The sequence below is a fragment of the Thermomonas sp. HDW16 genome, assembly GCF_011302915.1.
Lineage (GTDB): Bacteria > Pseudomonadota > Gammaproteobacteria > Xanthomonadales > Xanthomonadaceae > Thermomonas.
Window position 1 is genome coordinate 2,325,969 of the sequence record NZ_CP049872.1, and the last position, 23,955, is coordinate 2,349,923.

Here is a 23,955-nt window from a genome sequence, read left to right on the forward strand (position 1 = left end):
GCCTAAAACGCGAAAACCCCGCCGAGGCGGGGTTTTCGTCGCATCGCCGGCGATCAGGCCTTGGCGACGGCTTTCTTGGCAACGGCCTTCTTGGCAACCGACTTGGTCGCAGCCTTCTTCACCGCCGGCGCCGCAGCGGTGCCGGCAGCCTTGGTCACGGTCTTCGAACGCGCGTTGCCGTAGCTGGAGTTGTAGCGCTTGCCCTTGGCAGTCTTGCGGTCGCCCTTGCCCATCGTGTTGCTCCTGAATCGTATGAGTTGAATCGCGACACGCGCGAGGGCGCGAATTCTAGCACGCGATCAATGCGCGCAGCTGGCACCATGCACATGACCGGCATTGAGCTTCAGGTTGGCCAGGTGCGCCAATCCCACCAGCGTGCCGCCCAAGGTCATCACCAACGCATGCGGCCAGACCGATTCGTGCAACGGCCGGTACAGCACGCCCAGCCACAGGATCAGCAGGCCCGGCAACATCAGCGCCAGCGCCTGCCACAGGCGGTGGCGCTGATAACCGGACAGTACGCTGTAACCGCCCACCAGGGTGGCGAAGAGGACGAAGGCCTGCTCGAAACGCTCATCCAGCACGCCGCCCAGGCCCAGCGTGGGCAACAAGGCGATCAGCAACGGCAACAACGCGCAATGCAGCGCGCACAGTAGCGAACCAGTCGCGCCGAGGCGGTCTAGCAGGCGGTGTTGCGTCCGAGTCATTGTTATATTGTAACGATCGATGCGGCTGGCGGTGTGAACGCCATCAAGCCGCGACATCCAATGCGGCCTGATTCGCATCCTGCGCCGGATGCACGCGACGCACCGCCGGGATCGCCTGCGCCAACAAGGCACAGCCTGCCAACACCCAGACGATCATCGCCCCGCTCGGCAGATCCAGCACCGCCGACAACACCAATCCGCCGATGTAGCCCGCCAAACCGATCAGGTAGGCGGCGACCAGCCGCGTCCGGCCCTGCATGTTGATCGTCGCCAGCGCCGGCACGATCAGGCTTGCGAAGACCAGGTACACGCCCACCAGCTGCACCGAGGCGGTGATCGCCAGTGCGAACAGGGCATAGAACAGCAAGCCGGTGAGCCGGCCGCGACGCAGCCACATCGCGCCCAGCAGGATCGCCGACAGGATCGCCGCGGGAATCAGCTGGCCATAACTCACCCACAGGATCTGCCCGACCAGCAAGTCCTTGAGGTGCTCGCCACCCTGTGGATTGTCGGCCAGCAGCAACAGCCCACCGGTCGCGGCCAGCACGAACAGGGTACCGATCAGGGGTTCCTGCAGCTGTGGCCAGCGCCGGTCGGTCCAGGCCAGCAGGCCGGCACCGCCCAGCGCCGCAGCCGCGGCCGCGAATTGCACGCCGAATCCATGTTCGTCCACGCCCAGGTACTGCGCCAGGATCACGCCCAGCCCGGCGATCTGCGCGATCGCCAAATCGATGAAGATGATCCCGCGGTTCAACACCTGCTTGCCCAACGGCACGTGGGTGGACAGCACGATCAACCCGGCCACGCAGGCTGGGCCGAGGATGCCGATATCCAGCCCTTCCCAGTTCAGCGTCACTTGGCGGCCCCCAGCAACTTGTCGATGGTGGAATCAAACAGGCCGAACAGATCCTTCGACTGCGCATCGCCGCCGACCGTGAACGGCAGGGTGACTGCCGGCACGCCAGTGCGTTCGGACAGCCAATCGGCCGGCTTCGGATCCTGGTACGCCGCGCGCACGATCACCAAGGTGTCGCTGTCCTTGGTCGTGCCAACCAGCGCGGCCAGATGCGCCGCCGTCGGCGGCACTGCCGGCTTCGGTTCCAGCGCCCCGATCTGCTGGATGCCCAGCCAATCCCACAGGTACGGCCAGCTGATGTGGTGGACCACCACCTTGCGGCCCTTGAGCGGCGCAGCCTCGGCCTTCCAGCGCACCATCGCGGCCAGCCAGCGCTTCGTGAAGTCGTCGGTGCGCGTCTGGTAGGTGGCGGCATTGGCGGGGTCGACCTGCGCCAACCGTGCGCCCAGCGCCTTGGCGATCACCAGGATGCGGCGCGGATCCATCTGCACGTGCGGATTGCCGTCAGGGTGGACGTCGCCGTTGGCGCGATCCAGCGTGGTCGGCACTTCCAGCCGCTTCACCTGCATCGCCGCCATGAACGCACCGGGACCGCTCGCGACCTTGGTGTTGCCGGACTGCTGCAGCAATTGCGGCAGCCAGCCTACTTCAAGGCCGGCGCCGGTGCAGACCACGAGATCGGCGGCACGCACCTTGGCGATCAGGCTGGGTTTGGCTTCGATCACGTGCACGTCCTGCAGCGCGGTCGTGGCGACGTCGACATCGACCTTGTCGCCAGCCAGTTCCTGCACCAGCGAGCCCCATTCGGGTTCGCAGGCAAATACCTTCAATTTCGCCTGCGCTGGCGTGGACAGCAACGCGGCAAGCAACAGGACGGGAATCGCAAGCAGTTTCATCGTTGGCTCCTCAGAACTTGTGCGCGCCGTGGGCGCCGAAGCTGGTCTGGTATTGCAGGGTGATGGTGTTGTCGTTATCCGCAGGATTCGGCGTATCGCGGCTGAGCTGCAGGCGGAACAGGCTGAATTCGCTGTTGCGCCAAGTCAGTTGCACGCTGCCGCGGGACGGATCGAACGCACTGCCGAAGGGCAACGCGGCATCGCCCCACAACTTGTCGTAGCGGTAGCCCGCGTCCCAGGTCCGGTTGAAGCGATACACGCCCTCCAGGTAAGCGCCGCGACGCTGGCCGTTCCACGCAAGCGTGTTGCCTGCGTCCTCCGGATCGACCCACAGGCCATTGCGATCGTCGAGGATGTATTCGCCACGCAGGGTGAAGCCGCCGTCCTTGAAGTTGCCGTGCGGTGCCCACTTCCAGGTGGCATCGGCGATGTAGACCTTGGCATCACCGGCGAAACCGTCTTCGCTGCCGGCGGACTTGGTCTTCAGCATCGAGACACCCGCCAACCATTCGTTGTTTGCGCCGGCATCGCCGCCGATATGCGCGAACAACGTTCGCGTGCCGACGCCGCCCTGCTGCGCGCCGCCGCTTGGGTAGTGCTGCCCGCGGAACACCTCGCCACCGACTTCGAGGAACAGCGTGGTCGGTGCGACCCAGCGCAGCTGCGCGCCATCGTCGCCGTACTGGTTGCCGAGGAAGGCCTGGTACGGCAGCGGACGGTCGAAGAAACTGTCGGTATGCGCGTGGTGGCTGTTGAGGTAGCCAACATTGGAGAAGAACCGGCCCAGGCGCAGGCTGAAGCCGTTCGGCAACGCAGTGGTGTCGATGTAGGCCTCCTCGACGCCAAGGTGATCCTCGCCGTCCTCGCTGCCGACCGCCATCGTCAGCTGGCCGTAGAACTTGTCATCGATGTTGGAGGACAGCGAAACCTCGCTTTCGCCCAGCGACAGCCCCTGCGCGCCAGGCCCGGCTTCACCGGCCAGCGGGAAACCGCTGCGCACGTAGCCGTCCGGGTTGAGCGAATGGTGCGAATAGCTGCCGTTGAGGATGACGCTCATCGCCGGATTGAACGCGTTCGCGTTGCCGCTGCTACTGTTGTCGCCAGCGGGTGCGGCCACGCTGGTGGCCACGTCGGACGTAGACGCCTCTTCGGGCGCGGCCGCAAGTGCATCGATGTCGGCTTCCATCGAATTGCCGGTCGTCGCGGGCGCACTCGCCATCGGCGCCGTCGTATTGCCCTTCATGGCCTGGATCTCGGCTTGCAATGCACGCACTTGCGCTTCCAGCGTGGCGATGCGGTCGTGGTCGCTCTGCGCGAAGGCGGGCGCCGACATCGTCGATAGCAAGGCGAGCGCCAGCAAGGTCTTCTTCATGCCGATCCGATTCAATTCATTGCGTAAGTTATAACATAACATTTCATGAGCAACCCACGTCAACAGGATGATCGGCATGTGCGGCCAGCGAAGCCGCGCACATCAGGCACTTCAGCGTTCCATCGCCACCGATTGACGCCTGCGCGGCGTACAGGTGTCATGCGCCGATGACAGAAACGAGGCGACGCAATGCCTGGTGGCTAGTGCTGGCCGCCACCGCCACCCTGATGGTCACGATGGGCATCCGCCAATCGCTGGGCCTGTTCGTGCAGCCGATCCACGCCGGCACCGGCCTGTCGATCGTGCAGATCAGCTTCGCGCTGGCAATCGCGCAACTGGCGTGGGGCGCGGCGCAACCGGTGTTCGGCATGTGGGCGGACAAGCGCGGGCCGGGCCGCGTGCTGGTATTCGGCGGCGTCATGCTGGTCGTCGGCATGGCGTTGGCACCGCTGCTGACTTCGCAATGGGGACTGGTACTGACGCTGGGAATCCTAGGCGCAGCGGGTGCCGGTGCTGGCAGCTTTTCGGTGCTGATCGGCGCGGTGGCGCAACGCATCGACGAACGCAATCGCTCGATGGCGGCGGGCGTGATCAATGCCGGTGGTTCGTTCGGCCAGTTCGTGTTCGCGCCGTTCGCGCAGGCGGTGATTTCCGCAGCAGGCTGGGCGGCCGGCATGTGGGCGCTGGCTGCAGCCGCACTGGCCACGCTGCCATTGGCATGGCCGCTGCGCAGGCGCGAAAAACCGGCCTCGACAACGACCGAACCGCAACCCGTCGCGAACGAAGGCATCGGCCTGTCCGAACAACTTCGTATAGCCTTCCGCGACCGCAGCTACTGGTTGCTGCATGTCGGCTTCTTCACCTGCGGCTTCCACATCGCCTTTCTGGTCACCCACCTGCCCACCGAGATCGCGCTGTGCGGGTTGTCGGACAAGGTCTCGGCCACCGCACTCGCACTGATCGGCCTGTTCAATGTCGGCGGCAGCCTCGCCATTGGCTGGCTGGGCCAGCGCTACCGGATGAAGTCGCTGCTGGCGCTGATGTATGCCAGCCGCGCGCTGCTGATCGGCCTGTACCTGCTGCTGCCACCCACGCCACTGGTGTTCTACGGCTTCGCCGCCGGCCTCGGCCTCACTTGGCTCGCTACCGTGCCACCGACTGCCGGGATCATCGGCAAGCTATTCGGTGCGCGTTATCTCGCCACCCTGTTCGGCTTCACCCTGCTCTCGCACCAGATCGGCGGCTTCTTCGGCGCGTGGCTGGGCGGATCAGCGCTAGAGCGCTTCGGCGACTATTCGTGGATGTGGCACGCCGACATCGTGCTGGCCCTGCTCGCGGCCACCGCCAATCTGCCGATCCGCGAAGCGAAACCGATGCCTCGCATCGCCGCTGCTACGACCTGATATCCACGTTCAGCTGGCCTGCGCGCACTTCGCGCACAGGCCGTGCACTTCCAGCGTCTGCGCCTGCGGGGCGAAGCCCAGCGCGCGCGCGGCGCTGTCCAGCGTCTCGACGATGCTGGCGTCTTCCAGTTCGATCGCCGAATGGCAGCGGTCGCAGATCAGGAACGGCACCGAATGCTGCGCGCTGTTCGGGTGATGGCAGGCGACGAAGGCGTTGATCGATTCCAGTTTGTGGATGAAGCCATTCGCCATCAGGAAATCCAGCGCGCGATACACCGTGGGCGGCGCGGCCGCCCCGGCGCCTTCGCCATCGCGCACCTGTTCCAGCAGGTCATAGGCCTTGATCGGCTTGCCAGCTGCTGCCACCAGCGACAGCACCCGCGTGCGGATCGCGGTCAATCGCAAGCCACGTTCATTGCAGGCACGCTCCACTGCTGCCACGAAGCCGGCGGCGTCGTGGACGTGTTGGTGCGGATCCGTGCAGGCGTGCGTGTTGCCCATGTCGTCGATTTATGTGCCCGATGTGATCATTGCAAGGGCGGCGTCGACCCGCGCCAGGGCCTCGTCGCGACCGCACAGATAAACCGTCCAGCCGATATCCGGGCTGACCTGGGTGCCGGTGATCGCCACGCGCATCGGTTGCGCGATCTTGCCCATGCCGATGCCCTGTGCTTCCGCGGTGGCCTTCAGTGCCTCGCCGATGGCTTCGGGGGACCACGGATCCAGCGCCGCCAAGCGCACCCGCGCTTCCTCCAGCGGGCCGCGCGCTTCCGGCTTGAACTGCTTGGCCACGGCGGCTGCGTCGTATTCGGTAACCGGGCCAAACCACACAGCGGACTTCTCCGCCATTTCCTTCAGCGTCTGCGCGCGCTCGCGCAGGGCGATAACGAGGTCGGCGGGCTTCGGGCCTTTCGCCAGGTCGTAACCCGCCTGCTGCAGATGCCAAACCAGATGCTTGGCGACGGCATCGGGATCGTCCGACTTCAGGTACTGCTGGTTGAGCCAGCCGAGCTTGGCCGAATCCAGGCGCGAAGCCTTCGCGTTCACGTCGGCCAAGTCGAACAGCGATTGCATCTCGGCGATGGAGAACACTTCCTGGTCGCCATGCGACCAGCCGAGGCGCACCAGGTAATTCAGCAACGCATGCGGCAGGTAGCCGGCATCGCGGTACTGCATGACATCGGCCGCGCCGGTGCGTTTGCTGAGCTTCGCGCCCTGCTCGTCCAGGATCATCGGCAGATGGGCGAAATGCGGTACCGGCGTGCCCAGCGCGGTGTAGATATTGATTTGCCGCGGGGTGTTGTTGACGTGGTCGTCCCCACGCACCACGTCGCTGATGCGCATGTCGATATCGTCCACCACCACCGCGAAGTTGTAGGTGGCGTAGCCGTCGCTGCGGAAGATCACCAGGTCATCGAGTTCGCTGTTGGCGATCTCGATGCGGCCCTTGACCTTGTCCTCCCACGCGACCACGCCATCCAGCGGATTCTTGAAGCGGATCACCCGGTTCGGGTCATCGCGCCAACCGGCGTCCGCATCGCGATACGCACCGTTGTAGCGCGGCTTTTCGCCAGCGGCCATCGCCGCTTCGCGCATCGCCTCCAGTTCTTCTTTCGTCTCGTAGGCGTAGTAGGCATGGCCGGAGGCGACCAGTTGTTCGGCGACTTCCTTGTAGCGATCCAGCCGATCGGTCTGGTAGATCGGGCCTTCGTCGTAGTTCAGGCCCAGCCACGCCATCGCATCGAGGATGGCGTCAATCGCGCCTTGCGTGCTGCGCTCGCGGTCGGTGTCCTCGATGCGCAGGATGAACTGCCCGCCCTTGTGGCGCGCTTCCAGCCAGCAATACAGCGCGGTGCGCGCGCCGCCGATATGCAGGTAGCCGGTGGGACTGGGGGCGAAACGGGTGCGGACGGTCATGGGCGGGGCATCGAACGGAATGTGCGTATTTTAGCCGGGTGAAGGGCTGGTCCCCTGCCAGTTCGTTCCGTTGATGCGTCGAGGGTACCGGGCAGCCCACTCTGCGACTCGAAATGTCGCTGCCGCGGCCTGCCCGGCACCCTCGGCGCCCGCATCCTCCGCGAGCGTGTGGCCGATTACACTTCGCGCATGACCACGCTGTTCATCTCCGACCTGCACCTCGACCCCGAGCGCCCGTTCATCACCGAACTGTTCGGGCGCTTCATCGACGAAGAAGCCAGCGAGGCCGATGCGCTCTACATCCTAGGCGACTTGTTCGAAGCCTGGGTGGGCGATGACGATCCCTCCGCAGCCGGCGCCTTCGTCGCTGAAAAACTGCGTGCACTCACTGCCTCAGGCGTGCCGACCTACTTCATTCGCGGCAATCGCGATTTCCTGCTCGGCGCGGACTACGCGCAACGCGCCGGCATGACGCTATTGCCCGATCCGGCTGTGATCCTGCTGCAAGGCGAACCCGCCCTGATCCTGCACGGCGACCTGCTGTGCACGGACGATGTGGCGTATCAGCAGTTTCGCGCGCAGACCCGCGACCCGCGCTGGCAGGCGCAATTCCTCTCGCAACCGCTACCGGCACGGTTGGCCTTCGCCGAACAAGCGCGCGCCGCCAGCAAGGCGCGTTATGGCGAACTGCTCGCAAGCGGCATGGCGGAAACCATCGGCGACGTGTCGCACACCACCGTGCAGGAATGGTTCAAGCGCTACGGCGTGCGCCGCATGATCCACGGGCATACCCATCGCCCGGCGATCCACGATCACATCAACGGCGAGTCCCGCATCGTGCTGGGCGACTGGTATGAGCAGGGCTCGGTGCTGCGGGTGGGCGAGAACGGATTCGATCTCGTGTCGCTACCGGCAGTCTGATCACTTCGCCACTTCGCCGCAGCCCTTGTAGTTGATATCGCCGTAGCGGAAGGTCGCGTCCAGTTCGTATTCGTTGTCGGACATGCCGTCGTTGCACAGGCCGCCGGTGACGGCCAGCACGAAGGCCTTGCCATCGTGGCTGCCGCTGAGTTCCAGGCCGTCATCCAGCGCGCGACGCGTGCCCTGCATCGCCACGCCCACCTGATCGTCCGGCGTGGTGTAGGTCAGGGTGTCGCCTTCGACATTGATGTTCCAGAACGGCTCGGTACCGAATGCGCGGAAGACCGTCATCGGCGGCGTGGTGTCGTCGGGCGCGCGCTTGGCCATCGGCGCTTCGGCGACTGCCGGCGCAGCGGGCGTTGCAGCGGGTACGGCCGCTTCGGGCTGTGGTGAAGATTCGGACGATGGCTGCGGCGAGCTGCAGGCGGCCAGCAGCAGGGACAACGAGGCGATGGCGAGCTTCATGGCAATCCTCCCGGATGGATACGACCGAGTGTGCCGAAATCCACGGCAACCGGCGATAACCGTCAGTCGGCGGCGGCCAGCAGGCTTTCGAGTTCTTCGATGTCGAAGCCGGCCTCCAGCCGCGCCTCGGTATTGAATGGCTTGTGCAGCACGCCGGTGGCGTATTCGTGCAGCAGCTCGCGGAAGCGTGCGCGTGGCTCGATGCCGGCGCGTTCGCAATGCCAGCGATACCAGCGCGAGCCGGCGGCGACATGCGCCACTTCCTCGCGCAGGATCACTTCCAGGATATCGGCGGTGGCGTCGTCGCCCAGCGCGCGCAGTTTCACGATCATCCCCGGCGTCACGTCCAGCCCGCGCGCCTCCAGCACGCGCGGCACCAATGCCATGCGAGCAAGACCATCGTGGGCGGTTTTCTCGGCCATTTCCCACAAGCCGTTGTGCGCGTCGAAATCGCCGTAGTCGTGGCCGAACTCTTTCAGTCGTGCGCGCAGCAGCGAAAAATGTCGTGCTTCGTCATTCGCGACCGATACCCAGTCCGCGTAGTACTCCGTGGGCATGCCACGGAAGCGGTAGACCGCATCCCAGGCCAGGTCGATGGCATTGAATTCGATGTGCGCTACTGCGTGGATGAACGCCGCACGGCCTTCATTGCTGCCGAAACCGCGACGCGGCAGTTCGCGCGGATGCACCAGTGTCGGCCGTGCGGGGCGACCCGGCATGTGGATCGGTTCGGGGGCAGGCGCAGCGGCATCGATCACCAGTTCGCCGCGCGCGAAGGCGGCGGCGACGTCGAACGTGGAGGCCAGCTTGGCCTCGGGCGATGATGCGTCCAGGCAAGTGCGGGCGGCGGCGAACAGGCTCTTCATCACGATTGCCGGCAACTGCCATGGCGAGTGCCCGGGTGCGTTTCAACCGAGCGAGTATCGGGGAGCGAATTGAAACGCACCCGGGCACTCGCCCATCGACAAGCCATCTTCAGCTCGCCCTGCGCTTCTTCTTCGCCTCATCCGAACGCAACTGCTCGATCCGTTCGAAATAACCCGGCTCCACGCCGGTGACGTATTCCCCGCTGAAGCAGGAACTGTCGAACTTGCGGCCCGGGAATTTCGGGCCCGCGACCGCCGCTTCCAGGTCGGACAAGTCCTGGTAGATCAACCAGTCGCAACCCAGCAACTCTTCGACGTCTTTCTCGCTGCGATCATGCGCCACCAGCTCGTCGGGCGAAGGCATGTCGATGCCGTAGATGTTCGGGAAGCGCACCGGCGGCGCGGCGGAGGCCAGGTAAACCTTCTTGGCGCCGGCATCGCGCGCCATCTGCACGATCTGCTTGCTGGTGGTGCCGCGCACGATGGAATCGTCCACCAGCAGCACCACCCGGTTCTTGAATTCAAGCGGGATCGGGTTGAGCTTGCGCTTCACCGATTTCGCGCGCTCGCCCTGCCCCGGCATGATGAAGGTGCGGCCGACGTAACGGTTCTTGATGAAGCCCTCGCGGTACTTCACGCCCAATGTATTGGCGATCTCCAGCGCGGAATCGCGGCTGGTGTCGGGAATCGGGATCACCACGTCGATGTCGTGGTCCGGGCGCTCGCGCAGGATCTTCTCGCCGAGGGTCACGCCCATGCGCATCCGTGCCTTGTGCACCGAAATTTCCTCGATCATCGAGTCCGGCCGCGCGAAATACACGTACTCGAAGATGCACGGCGCATGCGCCTGCTGCGGCGCGCACTGTTGCGCGAACAGTTCGCCGCGCGCGGTGATCACGATGCCCTCGCCCGGCTCGACATCGCGCACGCGTTCGAAGCCCAGCACGTCCAGCGCAACCGATTCGGACGCGATGATGTATTCGTCGCCGCCTGCCATCGTGCGCTTGCCCAGCACCAACGGACGGATGCCGTGCGGATCGCGGAACGCGACCAGGCCCAGGCCCAGCACGGTGCAGACCACCGCATAGCCGCCCTTGGCGCGGCGGTTCACGCCTTCGATCGCGCGGAACGCGGCGTCCGGCGTCAGCGCCTTCTGCGTGTCCAATTCGTGCGCGAACACGTTGAGCAGCACTTCGGAATCGGATTCGGTATTGACGTTGCGGCGATCCTGCTCGAACACCTCGCGGCGAAGCGCGTCGGTATTGATCAGGTTACCGTTATGCGCCAACGCGATGCCGAACGGCGAGTTGACGTAGAACGGTTGCGCTTCGTCGCTGCCTTCGCTGCCGGCGGTCGGGTAGCGGCAATGGGCGATGCCGACGCGGCCATCGAGCAGGGCCATCGCCTTCGCATCGAACACATCGCGCACCAGGCCATTGCCTTTGTGCACGCGCAACTTGCCGCCATCCGCGGTCGCGATCCCCGCGGCATCCTGCCCACGATGCTGCAGCACGGTCAGCCCGTCATACAGCTGCGCTGCGACTTCGGTCTGGCCGACGATTCCGACGATGCCGCACATGGCGCTGTTTTCCTGTTCGAACGATTGCGGTTATGGATGCGGGCGGACGATGCCGGCGATGCCGAGCTTCGCCTGCACGCTGGCTTTCAACTGGTCTGCTTCGGCGCGATTCATCGCCGGGCCCACGCGCACGCGGGTGCGCTTGCCGGCATCGGTATTCACCGTGTCGGTGAATGCGTTGAAGCCGGCGCCACGCAGCTTGTCGCGCAGGGCGGTGGCTGCGTTGGCATCGGCGAATGCGCCCACCTGCACCGCGAAACCGGTCTTGCTGGTATCGGCCGGCTTCGGTTGCGATACGGGCTCCGGCTTCGGCGCGGGCGGCGTGGCAGCCACCGGCTTTGCCGGTGCCGGCGCGGCAGGCTTGGGTTCTATGATCGGCTTGGTGACGGGGGCAGGTGCGGTGGGCTTCGGCGCAGGCGCGATGGCGACGGGCTTGGGTGCAGGCGGCAACGGCTCTGCCTTCACCGGCACGGGCGATGGCGCCGCGACAGCGGTCGATGCCGGCGCCGTGTTTGCATCGAGCGCTACGACCTTGGCACCGACGCCCTCGCTTACCTGCGTGGCGCGCAGGCGCGCGGCCTCGGCCACGGCGCGATCCGCGAACGGGCCGATGCGCACGCGCTGCGCCTCTCGACCATTGAGTTGCACCGTTTCGCGATAACCCGGCAGTTCCGCACTGCGCAACGCGGCGATGACCTTGTCGGCATCGGCGGCACTGGTATAGCTGCCGAAGCTCACGGCGTAATCGCCCGCCGCGACAGCCGGGAACATGCCATCTTGCGCGGGTTCGGCGCTGGCCGAGTCCGGCGTGGCCGTGGGCATGCCGACGGCACCGCCTTGCGGGGTTGCACCGGGCTCGGTCAGCGAAAAATCACGGGTGGTGGCATCGCCCGCGGGCTTGGGTTCGGCGGGGATATCCAGCGGCACATCGGACACGCCGCTGTCGGGCGCCGGGCCCTTGACCAGCATGGGCAGGAAAATGACCGCCAGCGCGATCAGCACGATCGCGCCAACCAGGCGCTGCTTCAGGGAAGAATCCATCGACGGGAACCGGCGAACGGGGGGCGCGCGAATTATAGCGGCCCGCGCCGTTGTCCCGGCTTAACCGTTGCCCGCGAGTCGCTGCAAAGCGGCGGCGGCGGTGTGGAACGAGCCAAATACCAGCACCCGCTCGCCTGGCGCCGCCTGCGCAATGGCGGCGTCCAGTGCAGCCACGACATAGGCATGGCGCGCGGCATCGGCCGCCGCGGTTCCGGCCAGCCGCTGCGCGAAATCGTCCACGCCCTGCCCGCGCGGGCCGGCATCGGCCAGTCCGGCGATATGCCAGGCGTCCACCACGCTTTCCAGCGCCCCCACTACGCCAACCGCATCCTTGTCGACGAGTGCGGCATACACCGCTAGCGTTCGCCTTGCCGGCTGTTTGCGCAGCCACGTCGCCAGCGCGCGCGCGGCCTGCGGGTTGTGGCCGACATCGACCAACACTTCCACCCCGCCCTGCTCGAAACGCTGCAAGCGCCCGGCGATGCGCGCATTGGCGACGCCCTCGGCATACACGCGCTTGTCGATACGCGCCTTCAACGAACGCAATGCGGCGATGGCGCAGGCGGCATTGCGCAACTGCACGGGCGCAGCCAGCGCGGGCATCGGCAAGGTCATCGAGAAACCCACCTCGCGCCAGCGCCAGGTGTCTGCATCGATCGGTTCGGCGAAGAAATCGTTGGCGATCCGCCAGGATTGCGCGCCGATCGCGTAGGCATGGCGCAGCACGCTGGCCGGCGGATCGTCATCGCCCAGGATCAAGGGCTTGAACGGGCGGGCGATGCCGGCTTTCTCGAACCCGATCGCCTCGATGTCATCGCCCAGCCAATCCTGGTGGTCGAGATCGACGGTGGTGATGATCGCGGCATCGGCATCGACGATGTTCACCGCATCCAGCCGCCCGCCCAAGCCCACTTCCAGCACCGCAAGATCCAGCTTGCTGCGCGAAAACAACCACAGCGCGCACAGCGTGCCGTACTCGAAATAGGTCAACGGGGTATCGCCACGCGCGACGTGGACGGCTTCGAAGCCGGCAACCAGCGCTGCGTCGTCGGCATCGACACCATCGATGCGCACGCGCTCGTTGTAGTGCAACAGGTGCGGCGAGGTGTAGCTGCCCACCTTCCAGCCGTGCGCGCGGGCGATGCTCTCGACGAAGGCCACGGTGGAGCCCTTGCCGTTGGTACCGCCGACCGTGATGACGCGCTTGGCCGGGCGCTTCAAGCCCATCCGCGAAGAAACTTCGCGCACGCGCGCAAGGCCCATGTCGATGGATTTCGGGTGCTGGCGTTCGATGAAGTCGAGCCAGTCGGCAAGCGTCTTTGGCATATGCGAATTGTAGGTCGAACGATTACAGCGCCCGATGCACCGCTTCGCCGAACAGCGCGGTGTGATGGCTGCAATCGTTCAAGCGCACCACGTCTAGTGACTCCACGCTACCGCCTTCCAGCAGGTTGAGCGTGGTGGGCGCCTGGCGGAACGTCCACAGCTTCGACAGCGGGATGCCGAGCACGCGGCACAGCAGCACACGGTTCACCGCATCGTGGGCGACGACCAGCAAGGTGCCGTCTTCGCCCAGGCCGGCGCAGGCGCGGGCGAAGGCAGGCCAGGCGCGATCGAGCACCTGTTGCAACGATTCGCCGCCCTCGCCCGGCATCTGCACCGTATCCGGGGCATCGCGCCAGGCGGTGAGGCGCTCGGGATCGCGCTCGCGAATCTCGCTGGCCAGCAGGCCTTCCCACTCGCCATGGCCGATTTCCATCAAGCCGCCATCGAACATCAGCTGCGCGGCACGCGCTTCGCCCAGCGCCAGCTCCGCCGTACGGCGTGCGCGCGACAGCGGCGAGGCGATGGCGCGGTCGATCTGCACTTCGCGCAGGCGTTGGCCCAGCGCAGTGGCCTGGGCGATACCGACTTCCGACAGCGGGATGTCTTCCTGGCCCTGGTAACGGCCTTCGGCATTCCACGGGGTTTCGCCGTGGCGGGCGAGCAGGATTCGCATGCGGTGCGTTCGCGTCGTTTGTTGCGGTGCACCAGCCTAGCAGTTCGACTGCCGTTTTACCCGGTTGCGGTAGGCTGGACAGCCATCCAGGAGGTGCCATCGATGCAGGCCAAGGGCGAATTCGAGGTCAAGCGCATTCCGCAGGACGAACTGGATATCGGCGGCGGCGCCAGCGTGGGCCATTCGCGCTTCGACAAGCGCTTCCACGGGCCGCTGGATGCGAGCAGCGTGGTGCATATGCTGGCGGTGATGTCGCCGGTGCCGGGTTCCGGCGCATACGTGGCGATCGAGCGCATCGAAGGCACGCTGGACGGGCGCAAGGGCAGTTTCTTCGCCCAGCACAACGGCATCATGGATCGCGGCAAGCCCTCGCTGGACCTGACAGTGGTGCCGGATACCGGTACCGATGAACTGGTTGGCCTGCGCGGACGCATCGCCATCGACATCGTCGACGGCAAGCACTTCTACACCTTCGACTACGACTTCCGCGACTGAGCCATCGCGCAAACGGAAACGCCGGCACGAGGCCGGCGTTTCCATGTCACGCAGTACGCGACCGCATCACTTCTTCGGTGCGACGCCCATTTCCTTGAGCAGCTGCGGCGCAGGCATCACTTCCTGCATGATCCAGCGCATGTAGCGCTGGTCGACCGAGATCATGCGGGTCATCACCGGGTCGAACACCCAGTTGCTGGACACCGATTCGATGTTGCCGTCGAACGCCAGCCCGACCAGCTTGCCCTGCGCGTCCAGCACCGGCGAACCGGAATTGCCGCCGGTGATGTCCAGATCGGACAGGAAGTTCACCGGCACGGTGCCCAGGCGCTTGTCGGCCAAACCGCTGTAGCGCTTGGCCTTCACCGCATCGAGCAACGCCTTCGGATTGTCGAACGGATCGGCGCCGGTTTCCTTGGCGGCGACCTGCTCCAGCAGGGTGAACGGCTGCTGCACGCTGCCATCGAGCTTGGTGTAGCCCTTGACGTTGCCGAAGGTGATGCGCAGCGAGGAATTGGCATCCGGATAGACGAACTCGCCCTTGCTCTTCTTGTAGTCCGCCACGGCCTGCAGGAAGACCGGGCGCGCCTGCAGGGCCTGGCCGCGTTCGATCTTGGCCTGCTGCTCCATCTGCAACATGGTCGGCATCACCGCCACTGCGTACTGGATGGCCGGGTCGGTGCTGGCTTCAAAGGCGGCCTTGTCGGCCTTGAACCACTTCAGGCGTTCCTCGGTGCTGCCCAGTGTGGTGCCGTCCAGGCGCTTCAGCGCGGCATCCACTGCCGACTTGTCGCTGCCGCCCAGCCATTTATCCAAAGCCGCGACGCGCTGGCCAGTAGGCAGTTGCGCGTAACGCTCCAGCCAGTAGGCCTGCAGCTGGCGATCCATCGCCGGCACGTAACGGCGCTCCATCTGCTTCAGGCTGCCCTCGATGCCGGGCAGGTCGCGCTCCTGGTAGCCGCTTTCGCGCTCGGCGTTCGGCTTGGCGTTCTCGATGGCCAATCGGTACAGATTGACGGCGGTGCCCAGCACGCTGGTGCGGTTGAACATGCCGACCACCAGGTCGCGCTCCTGGGTGCGTTTGTCCTGTTCGACCATGGCCTCCAGCGCGGCATGCGCCGCCAGTGCCGCCTGGCCCTTGTCGCCCTGCGCGCGCAGCCACGCCAGCACTGCCGCTTCCTCGCGGCGTTTGATGCCGAGTACGTCATTGCGCGCGAAACCTTCCAGCTGGCCTTCGTAGTTCTTGCTGGTGTTGTTCCAGCCGGCCATGTTGTTGGCGTACTTCACCGCGATGTCGGGGTTGGTCTTGCCGGCAGCCGCGACCAATGCGATCTGGTCCTTGTACGCCTTGGCGATGGCCGGATAACGCCAGTCCTGGGTGTTCTGGAACTCCGCCACCAGTGCGTAACGATCGGTGCGGCCCGGATAGCCCGCGACCATCACGAAATCGCCCGCACCCAGCGGCTTGTCGGCGATCTTCAGCCAGTGCTTGGGCTGGTAGGGCACGTTGTCCTTGCTGAACGCGGCCGGCTTGCCGTCCTTGCCCACGTAGGCGCGATAGAACGAGAAATCGCCGGTGTGGCGCGGCCACATCCAGTTGTCGATATCACCGCCGAACTTGCCCACGCTGCCGGGCGGTGCATAGGCCAGGCGCACGTCCTTGATCTCGATGTTCTTGAACAGGCGGTAGGTGTTGCCGCCCATGAAGCTGTACACGCGGCAGCGGAAACCGGCTTCGGCTTCGCAATCGCCGGTGAGCTTCTTCTCGAAGTCGTCCAGCGCGTCGCTGCGCTTGAGCGGATCGTTGCCGGCCGCCGCCATCGCCGCCTTGGCCTGCGCGGTGACATCGGTGATTTCGTCCAGCACGTAGATGCGCGCGTTCGGGCCGGCCGACAGCTCATCGCCATACGTCGGTGCGTTGAAGCCGTCCTTGATCAGGTTCTTCTCGGCGGTGGAATTCAACTGGATCGCGCCGTACGCGCAGTGATGGTTGGTCGCCACCAGCCCCTGCGGGGAGACGAAGCTCGCGGTGCAACCACCCAGCGAGACCACCGCGCCCATCGGGTCGCCGGTGAGGTTCGCCAGCTGCTTCGGATCCAGCTTCAGGCCAGCCGCCTTCAGCGGTCCGGCGATTCCCGGCAACTGCTGCGGCACCCACATGCCCTCGCCCGCGCTTGCGGAGAGTGCGATTCCCATCGTTGCCACGGCGATTCCCGTGGCCAGCATCGTCTTGCGCATCATCGTTTCCTTTCGGTTCGTGTTCAGTCGTGCATGTATCGTCGCCGGCTCGAATGCGTGTTCATTCGGCCGGCAGGTTCATTTCCTTCAGCAGCTGCGGCGCCGGATACACCTTGGCCAGCAGCCAGCGCAGGTAACGCATGTCGACGTGGATCGCGCGCTTGTAACGCGGGTCGAACATCCAGCTGGCGCTGACCGCCTCCCAGTTGCTGTCGAAGTTCAGGCCGATCAGCTTGCCGTTCGCGTCCAGTACCGGCGAGCCGGAATTGCCGCCGGTGGTGTCCAGGTTGGTCATGAAATCGACCGTCTGCGTCTTCAGCGTCGGATCGATCGTGCTGCCGAAATCGCCCTTGGCGATGGCGTCGAGCAGCGGCTTCGGCGCGTCGAACGGTTCCACGCCGGTGTTCTTCTCGACGATGCCGGCGACCGTGGTCAACGGGCGATAGTCCATGCCGTCGCGCGGGCTGAGCGGACTGACCTTGCCGTAGCTGACGCGCAAGGTGGAATTCGCATCCGGATATACCGCGCGGCCCTGCGAATTGCGGTAGCCGATCAGCGCCTTCATGTAGGCCGGGCGCAGGCGCAAGAGTTCACCGCTGCGCTGCTTCCCCTCCTCTTCCAGCCGCAGCAAGGCCGGCTGCAAGGTGGCCGCCGCCTTGAGCAGGCTGTCGTTGGATGTCGAAAGCGTCGCGGCATCGGTCTTCATCGCGGCCAGTCGATCCGATTCATTGCCGAGTTTGGTGCCCGCGTACAAGGCATCGAGGCGCGTCTTCGCTTCCGCCGCGTTGCGGCCGAACACCGCGTCGAATTCGGCGATGCGCTGCGTCGCCGGCAGCGCGAAATAACGCTGCAACGCATACATCAGTACGGCCTTTTCGACATCCGGGTCGTAGCGGCGCTGCAGCTGCTTGAGGCTGCCTTCGATCAAGGCTTCGTCGCGCTGCTGGTAACCGGATTCGCGTTGCGCATCAGGTTTGCCGCGCTCCAGCGCCAACCGCTGCAGGGTGGAAGCCGAGCCGATCAGGCCGGTGCGCAGGAACGGCAGGATGAAGTCGCGTTCGCGCATCGCTTCCGCGGCATCCAGCTGCGCCTGCATCGCGCGGATGTCGGCCTGCGCGGTGGCGGCGTTGGGCTGCTTCGCCAGCCACGCCAGCATCGCCGCTTCGTCGGCAGCACGTACGCGCACCGCATCGCTGCGACGCAGGCCGTCGAGCTCGCCCTGCGCGCGCTTCAGCGTGTTCTTCTGCCCGGCCACGGTGGAGGCGTACAGCACCTCCTTGGTCTTGTTGCCGGCGGTGGCGGTTTCGATCGTCTTGATCAGGCCGCCGACCACATCGACGCGGGTCGGCAACAACCAGTCGATCTGGCTGGCGAATTCCGATGCGGTGCGATGGCGGAACGTGCGCCCCGGATAACCCGCGACCATCGCGAAATCGCCCGCCTTCACCGGTGCGGTGGAGACGGTGAGATGCGCTGGCGGCGCGTACGGCACGTTGTCCGGCGAATACGCGGCCGGCTTGCCGTCCTTGCCGACATAGGCGCGATAGAACGTGAAATCGCCGGTGTGGCGCGGCCACATGAAGTTGTCGATCTCGTCGCCGTAATTGCCGATCGCGCGCGGCGGTGCGTAGACCAGGCGAATGTCCTTCAGCTCAAGCTGCTTGATCAGGTAGAACTCGCTGCCGTAGTACATGTCGACCACGCTGCAGCGGTAGCTCGCGTCCTGTTCGCAGGCCGCGACTGCCGTCTTTTCCGCAGCATCGACCGCATCGAAGTAGGCGCGGCCGGTCTTGCCCTTGGCATCGACCAAGATGCGGTCTGTCACGTTATCGAAGCCCACCGTCACCCATATCCGCGCCGCGGGGCCAGCGGAAGGCTCATCGGCCATGCTCGCGGCGATGAAGCCGTCCTGGATCAGGTTGCGCTCCGCGGTGGAATTCAGCTGGATCGCGCCGAGTGCGCAGTGATGATTGGTCACCACCAGCCCTTGCGGGGACACGAAGCTGGCGGTGCAGCCGCCGAGCGATACCACCGCGCTCATCGGTGCCTTGGTCAGGTCGGCCAGGTCGGCCGGATTGCCCTTGAAACCCGCGGCCTTCAGTTCCTTGGCCAGTTGCGGCAACTGGGACGGCATCCACATGCCTTCGTCGGCCTGCGCGTGCCCGCAGGCAAGGCCAAGCAGGATGGCGGCGGGCAACATACGGTAGCGCATTCAACAACTCCGGCGGTTCGGCTACTTTCGATTAGACCATCCCACTGCAGTTTCGACCTGTGCCCGGAGTCATGCCGGTCACGTGGAGTTCGGCTGGCGGTAAAATGGCGGTCTATTCCGAGCGTGACCGAAGGACGGGACGATGTCGCAGAACACCATGCGGGCGCTGGTCAAGCGCGAAGCAACAAAGGGCATCTGGATGGAAGAAGTTCCAGTACCCACGCCCGGCCCCAACGAAGTGCTGATCAAGCTGGAGAAGACCGCGATCTGCGGCACCGACCTGCACATCTACCTGTGGGACGAGTGGAGCCAACGCACGATCAAGCCGGGCCTGGTGATCGGCCATGAATTCGTCGGCCGCATCGTGGAGATCGGCCCGGGCGTGTCCGGCTACCAGCTCGGGCAGCGCGTCAGCGCCGAAGGCCACATCGTCTGCGGCCATTGCCGCAACTGCCGCGCCGGCAAGCAGCACCTGTGCCCGAACACGGTCGGCATCGGCGTGAACCGCAATGGCGCGTTCGCCGAATACATCGTGATGCCGGCATCGAACCTGTGGCCGATCCCCGACCAGATCCCGAGCGAATTGGCCGCGTTCTTCGATCCCTACGGGAACGCCGCGCACTGCGCACTTGAGTTCGATGTCGTGGGCGAGGACGTGTTGATCACCGGTGCTGGCCCGATCGGGATCATTGCTGCCGGCATCTGCAAGCACATCGGCGCACGCAACGTGGTGGTCACCGACATCAACGATTACCGACTCAAGCTGGCCGCCGACATGGGCGCGACCCGCGTGGTCAACGTCGCCAATACCTCGCTCAAGGAGGTGATGGCCGACCTGCACATGGAAGGCTTCGACGTGGGCCTGGAGATGAGCGGCAACCCGCGCGCCTTCAACGACATGCTCGACTGCATGTACAACGGCGGCAAGATCGCGATGCTCGGCATCATGCCCAACGGTGCCGGCATCGACTGGGACAAGGTGATCTTCAAGGGCCTGACCCTGCAGGGCATCTATGGCCGGCGCATGTACGAGACCTGGTACAAGATGACGCAATTGATCTTGTCCGGCTTCCCGCTGGGCAAGGTACTGACCCATCAACTGCCGATCGACGACTTCCAGAAAGGCTTCGAGCTGATGGAAGGCGGCAAGTCGGGCAAGGTCGTGTTGAGTTGGAACTGAGGACGATCATGAGCCTGACCGAACGCTACGCCACCACCCTCGACGAAATCCGCGACGCCGGCCTGTTCAAGTCCGAGCGCATCATCACTTCACCGCAGTCGGCCGAGATCGAACTGGTCGATGGCCGCAAGGTGCTGAACTTCTGCGCCAACAACTACCTGGGGCTGGCCGACCATCCGGACATCATCGCCGCGGCGAAGGATGCACTGGATACGCATGGCTTCGGCATGGCATCGGTGCGCTTCATCTGCGGCACCCAGGATCTGCACAAGCAGCTGGAGGCGACCATCGCCGAGTTCTTCGGCACCGAGGACACCATCCTCTACGCCGCCTGCTTCGATGCCAACGGCGGTCTGTTCGAGCCGCTGCTGGACGAGCACGACGCGATCATCAGCGATGCGCTCAACCATGCCTCGATCATCGATGGCGTGCGCCTGTGCAAGGCCAAGCGCTACCGCTACGCCAACTGCGACATGGCCGATCTGGAAAAGCAGTTGCAGCAGGCCAAGGACGATGGCGCGCGCACCATCATGATCACCACCGATGGCGTGTTCTCGATGGATGGCTTCATCGCGCCACTGGACGAAATCACCACGCTGGCGAAGAAGTACGGCGCACTGGTGCACATCGACGAATGCCATGCCACCGGCTTCCTCGGTGCCACCGGCCGCGGCAGCGCCGAAGTGAAGGGCGTGCTGGACAAGATCGACATCTTCACCGGCACCCTGGGCAAGGCGATGGGCGGCGCACTGGGTGGCTTCACCACCGCGAAGCGCGAAGTCATCGAACTGTTGCGCCAGCGTTCGCGTCCCTACCTGTTCTCCAATTCGCTGCCGCCGCACGTGGTGGCCGCCGGCATCAAGGCGTTCGACATGCTGTCGTCAGCCGGCGAGCTGCGTGAGCGCCTGCGCGAAAACACCACCTACTTCCGCGAACGCATGACAGCGGCCGGCTTCGACATCAAGCCGGGTGTGCATCCGATCAGCCCGGTGATGCTGTACGACGCGCCGCTGGCACAACAGTTCGCCACGCGGCTGCTGGAAGAAGGCATCTACGCGATCGGCTTCTTCTTCCCGGTGGTGGCGAAGGGCCAGGCGCGCATCCGCACGCAGATGAGTGCGGCGCATACGCGCGAGCACTTGGATCGGGCGATCGACGCGTTCATCCGCATCGGCCACGAACTGGGCGTGCTGAAAAACTGAGGGCTCAGTCGCCGCCCAGCGCGGCGACTTCCTCGACGGTCAATTCGCGCCACTGCCCTTTCGGCAGATCGCCGAGTTGCAAGTCGCCGATGGCGATGCGGATCAGGCGCAGCACGCCGATATCGAGCGCGGCTAGCAATCGGCGAATCTGCCGATTGCGGCCTTCGTCCAGCACGATCGCAAGCCATGCGTTTTTCTCACCTGCACGCAGAAGCTCGACGGATTTCGCGCGCATGCTGACGCCATCGCACTCGAAGCCGTCGCGCAGCACACGTAGCAGTGCGTCATCCGGAATGCAGTCCACCTGCACGTGGTAGGTCTTGTCCGGCCCGGTTTCGGGATCGGTAATGCGCGCCGCCCACGCCGGATCGTTGCTGAACAGCAACAAGCCCTCGCTGGCCTTGTCCAATCGCCCAACCGGCGCAATGAACCCGATATCCGCACCATCGAAACAGCGATACACGGTATCGCGGCCTTGTTCGTCACGCAGAGTCGTGACCAGCCCACGCGGTTTGTTGAGCATCAGATAACGCCGCATTACGGCAACGACCTTCGCACCATCGATCGCGATGCTTGCATGCTGCGCATCGGTCGCATGCCGTGGATCCCGGATCACCCGCCCGTCGAGCCGGACGCGGCCATCCCGGATCAGCCGTTCCGCCTCGCTGCGCGAACACAATCCGCGCTTGGACAACACGCGCGCCAACCCGTAGCGGGCGGTTTCCTTGCCGGTCATGCGACCGGATCCGTCGCGTCAGTTGGACGGCTTGACGGCATCCGCAGGCGGCGCCTGTGTCGTCGACGCAGCATCCTTGTTCCCGACCACACGCACGCCACGCGATTTCATCCAGGCGTCGAACTCGTCCGCCGTCATCCGCTTGCCATTCTGGGTCATGTCGAAGCGCCAGGGCGTGTTGTCGAATGCGGTCTTGGGCTTGTAGGCAGCGGGATTGTTGGGGTCAACCAAGCTGCCGGCGGGTCTGGCATTGGCGATCGCACGGCAACCGTCCTGGCGAATCCGCAACAACACACTATCGACCGATAACGCTTCATCAAAGGCCTGCGACAGTACGCCACTCGCGCCCCCCAGTTGGGTTGTCGCAGGAGACAGTTCGATCGCCACCGGGGAAAGCACGGTGGGACGCACCGGCATCGCCACCATCAGGTCGCTGCTGCAGTTGGTGCTCGCCTGCGCGAACGAAACCATCGGAAATGCGAACAGGAACAACGCAACAAGCACACGACGTATCGACATGTAGATCCCCATGAGTTGTCGGCAGTGTAGGCGGTCGGATGCGCAAGTCGCAATTCTCGAGTCGCATAAAAACGAAGCCCGGCACAAGGCCGGGCTTCGTGTATTGCAGAACCGACAGCCGGATTACTGGCTGTTCAGCTCGGTGCGGCGGTTGATCTCGCTCTTGCAGCCCGGCAGGGTCTGGCCCTTGTCCTCGAGCGGGCGGCTTTCGCCGTAGCCGTTCGGACCGGCCAGGCGGCCTGCGTCGACACCGTTGCTGGTCAGGTAGTCGTACACCGCCTTGGCGCGGCGCTCGGACAGACCCTGGTTGTAGGTGTCGGAACCGCACTGGTCGGTGTGACCGGCGACTTCAACGCGCAGATCCGGGTAACGCTTCAGGATCTCGGCGGCTTCGTTCAGGATCGCAACCGCATCCGGACGCAGGGTCGACTTGTCGAAGTCGAAGTTCACGCCCTTCAGATCGATCGAGACCGGCACCGGGCAACCGTCCGGACCGATGGTCTGGCCAGCCTGCGAACCCGGGCACTTGTCGTTGCAGTTGTTGACGCCGTCGCCGTCGTCATCCATGTCGGCGCAGTTCGGAGCCACCGGAGCCGGGGCAACCGGGGCAACCGGCTCCGGGCCCAGGGCCACGGTCAGGCCTATCGAAGCCAACACGTCGGTGAAGTAGCTCTCTTCCTGCAGGTGCGGATAAGTGCTGGACGGGCTCTGGAAGGTATCGGCGGCATAACTCTCGTCATCAAAATCGACGCGATAGCCGAGTTCCGTACGCACATCGACGCGACCAAAATCGAACTGCAAGCCAGCGCCAAGATTTGCAGCCAGATTGCTGCCCTTACGCTGAGCCGGCGAATTCACACTCGGGTATGCGTCATATTCTTCCTCATGACGCTGGTAGCCGAGACCGCCACGCAGGTAGGGCCACCACTTCGAATCCGCATTGCGGAAGTGATAACGGGCGTCGACCGAAACACCGTACTGACTCCACCACAAGTTCGGGTTCGGGGTCAGATCCGGGTTCTGATAGTTGAGTTCAGCTTCCAGCGAGAGACGCGGCGAGATGAACTTACCGAAGCCGAGCGTACCGAACGCGGCATCTTCGGTACGGCGATCCGTATCTTGGATATTGACACCGGTCGAACCGGAAACGTACCAGCGATCATCAAACTCCTGGGCGGACGCAGCCTGCGCCAAACCCAGACCACCCAGAAGGGCGGCGCAGAGGAGTTTCTTATTCATGTTCAGCTCCTTGATCAGTAATAGAAACCTGTGACGCAAAATTGCTCTGTAGGACGGCTGTGTCCGCACGCCATCCGACACAGATTAGCCTCGGGCGCGTGAAAGCCGCGTT

General features: G+C 64.9%; 23 protein-coding genes. 5 read left to right on the forward strand and 18 right to left on the reverse strand.

Annotated elements, in window-relative coordinates; translation table 11 throughout:
* Positions 1 to 53: 53 nt before the first annotated feature.
* From G7079_RS10945 to G7079_RS10965, 5 genes are all read right to left on the reverse strand, one after another.
* Positions 54 to 233, reverse strand: a complete 180-nt coding sequence (locus G7079_RS10945) for a 30S ribosomal protein THX (protein ID WP_166057337.1) — start codon at positions 231 to 233, stop codon at positions 54 to 56.
* A gap of 66 nt (positions 234 to 299) precedes the next feature.
* On the reverse strand, positions 300 to 707 hold the full coding sequence (locus G7079_RS10950; protein ID WP_166057338.1) for a MerC domain-containing protein: 408 nt from the start codon (positions 705 to 707) through the stop codon (positions 300 to 302).
* A gap of 43 nt (positions 708 to 750) precedes the next feature.
* Positions 751 to 1,563, reverse strand: coding sequence for a metal ABC transporter permease (locus G7079_RS10955; RefSeq protein ID WP_206203207.1), 813 nt, complete (start codon positions 1,561 to 1,563; stop codon positions 751 to 753).
* Positions 1,560 to 2,459 (reverse strand): zinc ABC transporter substrate-binding protein, encoded by a 900-nt coding sequence (locus G7079_RS10960; RefSeq protein WP_166057339.1) that lies wholly within the window; start codon positions 2,457 to 2,459, stop codon positions 1,560 to 1,562. The genes G7079_RS10955 and G7079_RS10960 overlap by 4 nt, the downstream gene beginning before the upstream one ends.
* Positions 2,460 to 2,469: 10 nt before the next feature.
* Complete coding sequence (locus G7079_RS10965) at positions 2,470 to 3,831, reverse strand: hypothetical protein (protein ID WP_166057340.1); 1,362 nt, start codon at positions 3,829 to 3,831, stop codon at positions 2,470 to 2,472.
* A 167-nt stretch (positions 3,832 to 3,998) separates the two neighbouring features.
* Here G7079_RS10965 and G7079_RS10970 point away from each other — a divergent pair, with 167 nt between their 5' ends.
* Positions 3,999 to 5,234, forward strand: a complete 1,236-nt coding sequence (locus G7079_RS10970; RefSeq protein ID WP_166057341.1) for an MFS transporter — start codon at positions 3,999 to 4,001, stop codon at positions 5,232 to 5,234.
* 9 nt (positions 5,235 to 5,243) lie between these two features.
* On the opposite strand, the gene G7079_RS10975 is transcribed toward G7079_RS10970, so the two are convergent.
* A complete protein-coding gene (locus tag G7079_RS10975; protein ID WP_166057342.1) occupies positions 5,244 to 5,735 on the reverse strand; it encodes a transcriptional repressor in 492 nt (163 codons plus the stop codon).
* Between the two features lie 9 nt (positions 5,736 to 5,744).
* On the reverse strand, positions 5,745 to 7,151 hold the full coding sequence (gltX, locus tag G7079_RS10980; protein ID WP_166057343.1) for a glutamate--tRNA ligase: 1,407 nt from the start codon (positions 7,149 to 7,151) through the stop codon (positions 5,745 to 5,747).
* Positions 7,152 to 7,340: 189 nt separating this feature from the next.
* Between gltX and G7079_RS10985 the strand changes: the two genes are divergently transcribed.
* Positions 7,341 to 8,072 carry a UDP-2,3-diacylglucosamine diphosphatase gene (locus G7079_RS10985; protein WP_166057344.1) on the forward strand — a complete coding sequence of 244 codons (732 nt, stop codon included), beginning with the start codon at positions 7,341 to 7,343 and terminating at the stop codon, positions 8,070 to 8,072.
* On the opposite strand, the gene G7079_RS10990 is transcribed toward G7079_RS10985, so the two are convergent.
* The 6 genes from G7079_RS10990 to G7079_RS11015 all read right to left on the reverse strand — a co-directional run bounded on the left by G7079_RS10990 (position 8,073) and on the right by G7079_RS11015 (position 14,022).
* A complete protein-coding gene (locus G7079_RS10990; protein WP_166057345.1) occupies positions 8,073 to 8,537 on the reverse strand; it encodes a hypothetical protein in 465 nt (154 codons plus the stop codon).
* Between the two features lie 62 nt (positions 8,538 to 8,599).
* Entirely contained in the window at positions 8,600 to 9,403 is an 804-nt protein-coding gene (locus tag G7079_RS10995; protein ID WP_166057346.1) for a ferritin-like domain-containing protein, read from the reverse strand.
* Positions 9,404 to 9,512: 109 nt separating this feature from the next.
* Positions 9,513 to 10,982 carry an amidophosphoribosyltransferase gene (purF, locus tag G7079_RS11000; protein WP_166057347.1) on the reverse strand — a complete coding sequence of 490 codons (1,470 nt, stop codon included), beginning with the start codon at positions 10,980 to 10,982 and terminating at the stop codon, positions 9,513 to 9,515.
* Positions 10,983 to 11,012: 30 nt separating this feature from the next.
* Entirely contained in the window at positions 11,013 to 12,023 is a 1,011-nt protein-coding gene (locus tag G7079_RS11005; protein ID WP_166057348.1) for an SPOR domain-containing protein, read from the reverse strand.
* A gap of 60 nt (positions 12,024 to 12,083) precedes the next feature.
* Positions 12,084 to 13,349 (reverse strand): bifunctional tetrahydrofolate synthase/dihydrofolate synthase, encoded by a 1,266-nt coding sequence (gene folC / locus G7079_RS11010; RefSeq protein ID WP_166057349.1) that lies wholly within the window; start codon positions 13,347 to 13,349, stop codon positions 12,084 to 12,086.
* Between the two features lie 22 nt (positions 13,350 to 13,371).
* Positions 13,372 to 14,022, reverse strand: coding sequence for a histidine phosphatase family protein (locus G7079_RS11015; protein ID WP_166057350.1), 651 nt, complete (start codon positions 14,020 to 14,022; stop codon positions 13,372 to 13,374).
* A 102-nt stretch (positions 14,023 to 14,124) separates the two neighbouring features.
* Between G7079_RS11015 and G7079_RS11020 the strand changes: the two genes are divergently transcribed.
* Entirely contained in the window at positions 14,125 to 14,517 is a 393-nt protein-coding gene (locus tag G7079_RS11020; protein ID WP_166057351.1) for a DUF3224 domain-containing protein, read from the forward strand.
* A gap of 66 nt (positions 14,518 to 14,583) precedes the next feature.
* Here G7079_RS11020 and G7079_RS11025 read toward each other — a convergent pair whose 3' ends face one another.
* Together G7079_RS11025 and G7079_RS11030 are read right to left on the reverse strand one after the other, a co-directional pair.
* A complete protein-coding gene (locus G7079_RS11025) occupies positions 14,584 to 16,755 on the reverse strand; it encodes a S46 family peptidase (protein WP_166057352.1) in 2,172 nt (723 codons plus the stop codon).
* 61 nt (positions 16,756 to 16,816) lie between these two features.
* The gene (locus G7079_RS11030) at positions 16,817 to 18,967 is read right to left on the reverse strand and encodes a S46 family peptidase (RefSeq protein WP_166057353.1); all 2,151 of its coding nucleotides are present in this window, start codon (positions 18,965 to 18,967) and stop codon (positions 16,817 to 16,819) included.
* A 142-nt stretch (positions 18,968 to 19,109) separates the two neighbouring features.
* On the opposite strand from G7079_RS11030, the gene tdh reads away from it, so the two are divergent.
* Entirely contained in the window at positions 19,110 to 20,147 is a 1,038-nt protein-coding gene (gene tdh / locus G7079_RS11035; RefSeq protein WP_166057354.1) for an L-threonine 3-dehydrogenase, read from the forward strand.
* A gap of 8 nt (positions 20,148 to 20,155) precedes the next feature.
* Positions 20,156 to 21,349 carry a glycine C-acetyltransferase gene (gene kbl / locus G7079_RS11040; RefSeq protein WP_166057355.1) on the forward strand — a complete coding sequence of 398 codons (1,194 nt, stop codon included), beginning with the start codon at positions 20,156 to 20,158 and terminating at the stop codon, positions 21,347 to 21,349.
* 4 nt (positions 21,350 to 21,353) lie between these two features.
* Here kbl and G7079_RS11045 read toward each other — a convergent pair whose 3' ends face one another.
* The 3 genes from G7079_RS11045 to G7079_RS11055 all read right to left on the reverse strand — a co-directional run bounded on the left by G7079_RS11045 (position 21,354) and on the right by G7079_RS11055 (position 23,843).
* Positions 21,354 to 22,085: a pseudouridine synthase gene (locus tag G7079_RS11045; protein ID WP_166057356.1), complete on the reverse strand. Its 732-nt coding sequence runs from the start codon at positions 22,083 to 22,085 to the stop codon at positions 21,354 to 21,356.
* A gap of 18 nt (positions 22,086 to 22,103) precedes the next feature.
* The gene (locus G7079_RS11050) at positions 22,104 to 22,604 is read right to left on the reverse strand and encodes a hypothetical protein (RefSeq protein ID WP_240906176.1); all 501 of its coding nucleotides are present in this window, start codon (positions 22,602 to 22,604) and stop codon (positions 22,104 to 22,106) included.
* Positions 22,605 to 22,727: 123 nt separating this feature from the next.
* Positions 22,728 to 23,843: an OmpA family protein gene (locus G7079_RS11055; RefSeq protein ID WP_166057357.1), complete on the reverse strand. Its 1,116-nt coding sequence runs from the start codon at positions 23,841 to 23,843 to the stop codon at positions 22,728 to 22,730.
* Between the last annotated feature and the right edge of the window lie 112 nt (positions 23,844 to 23,955).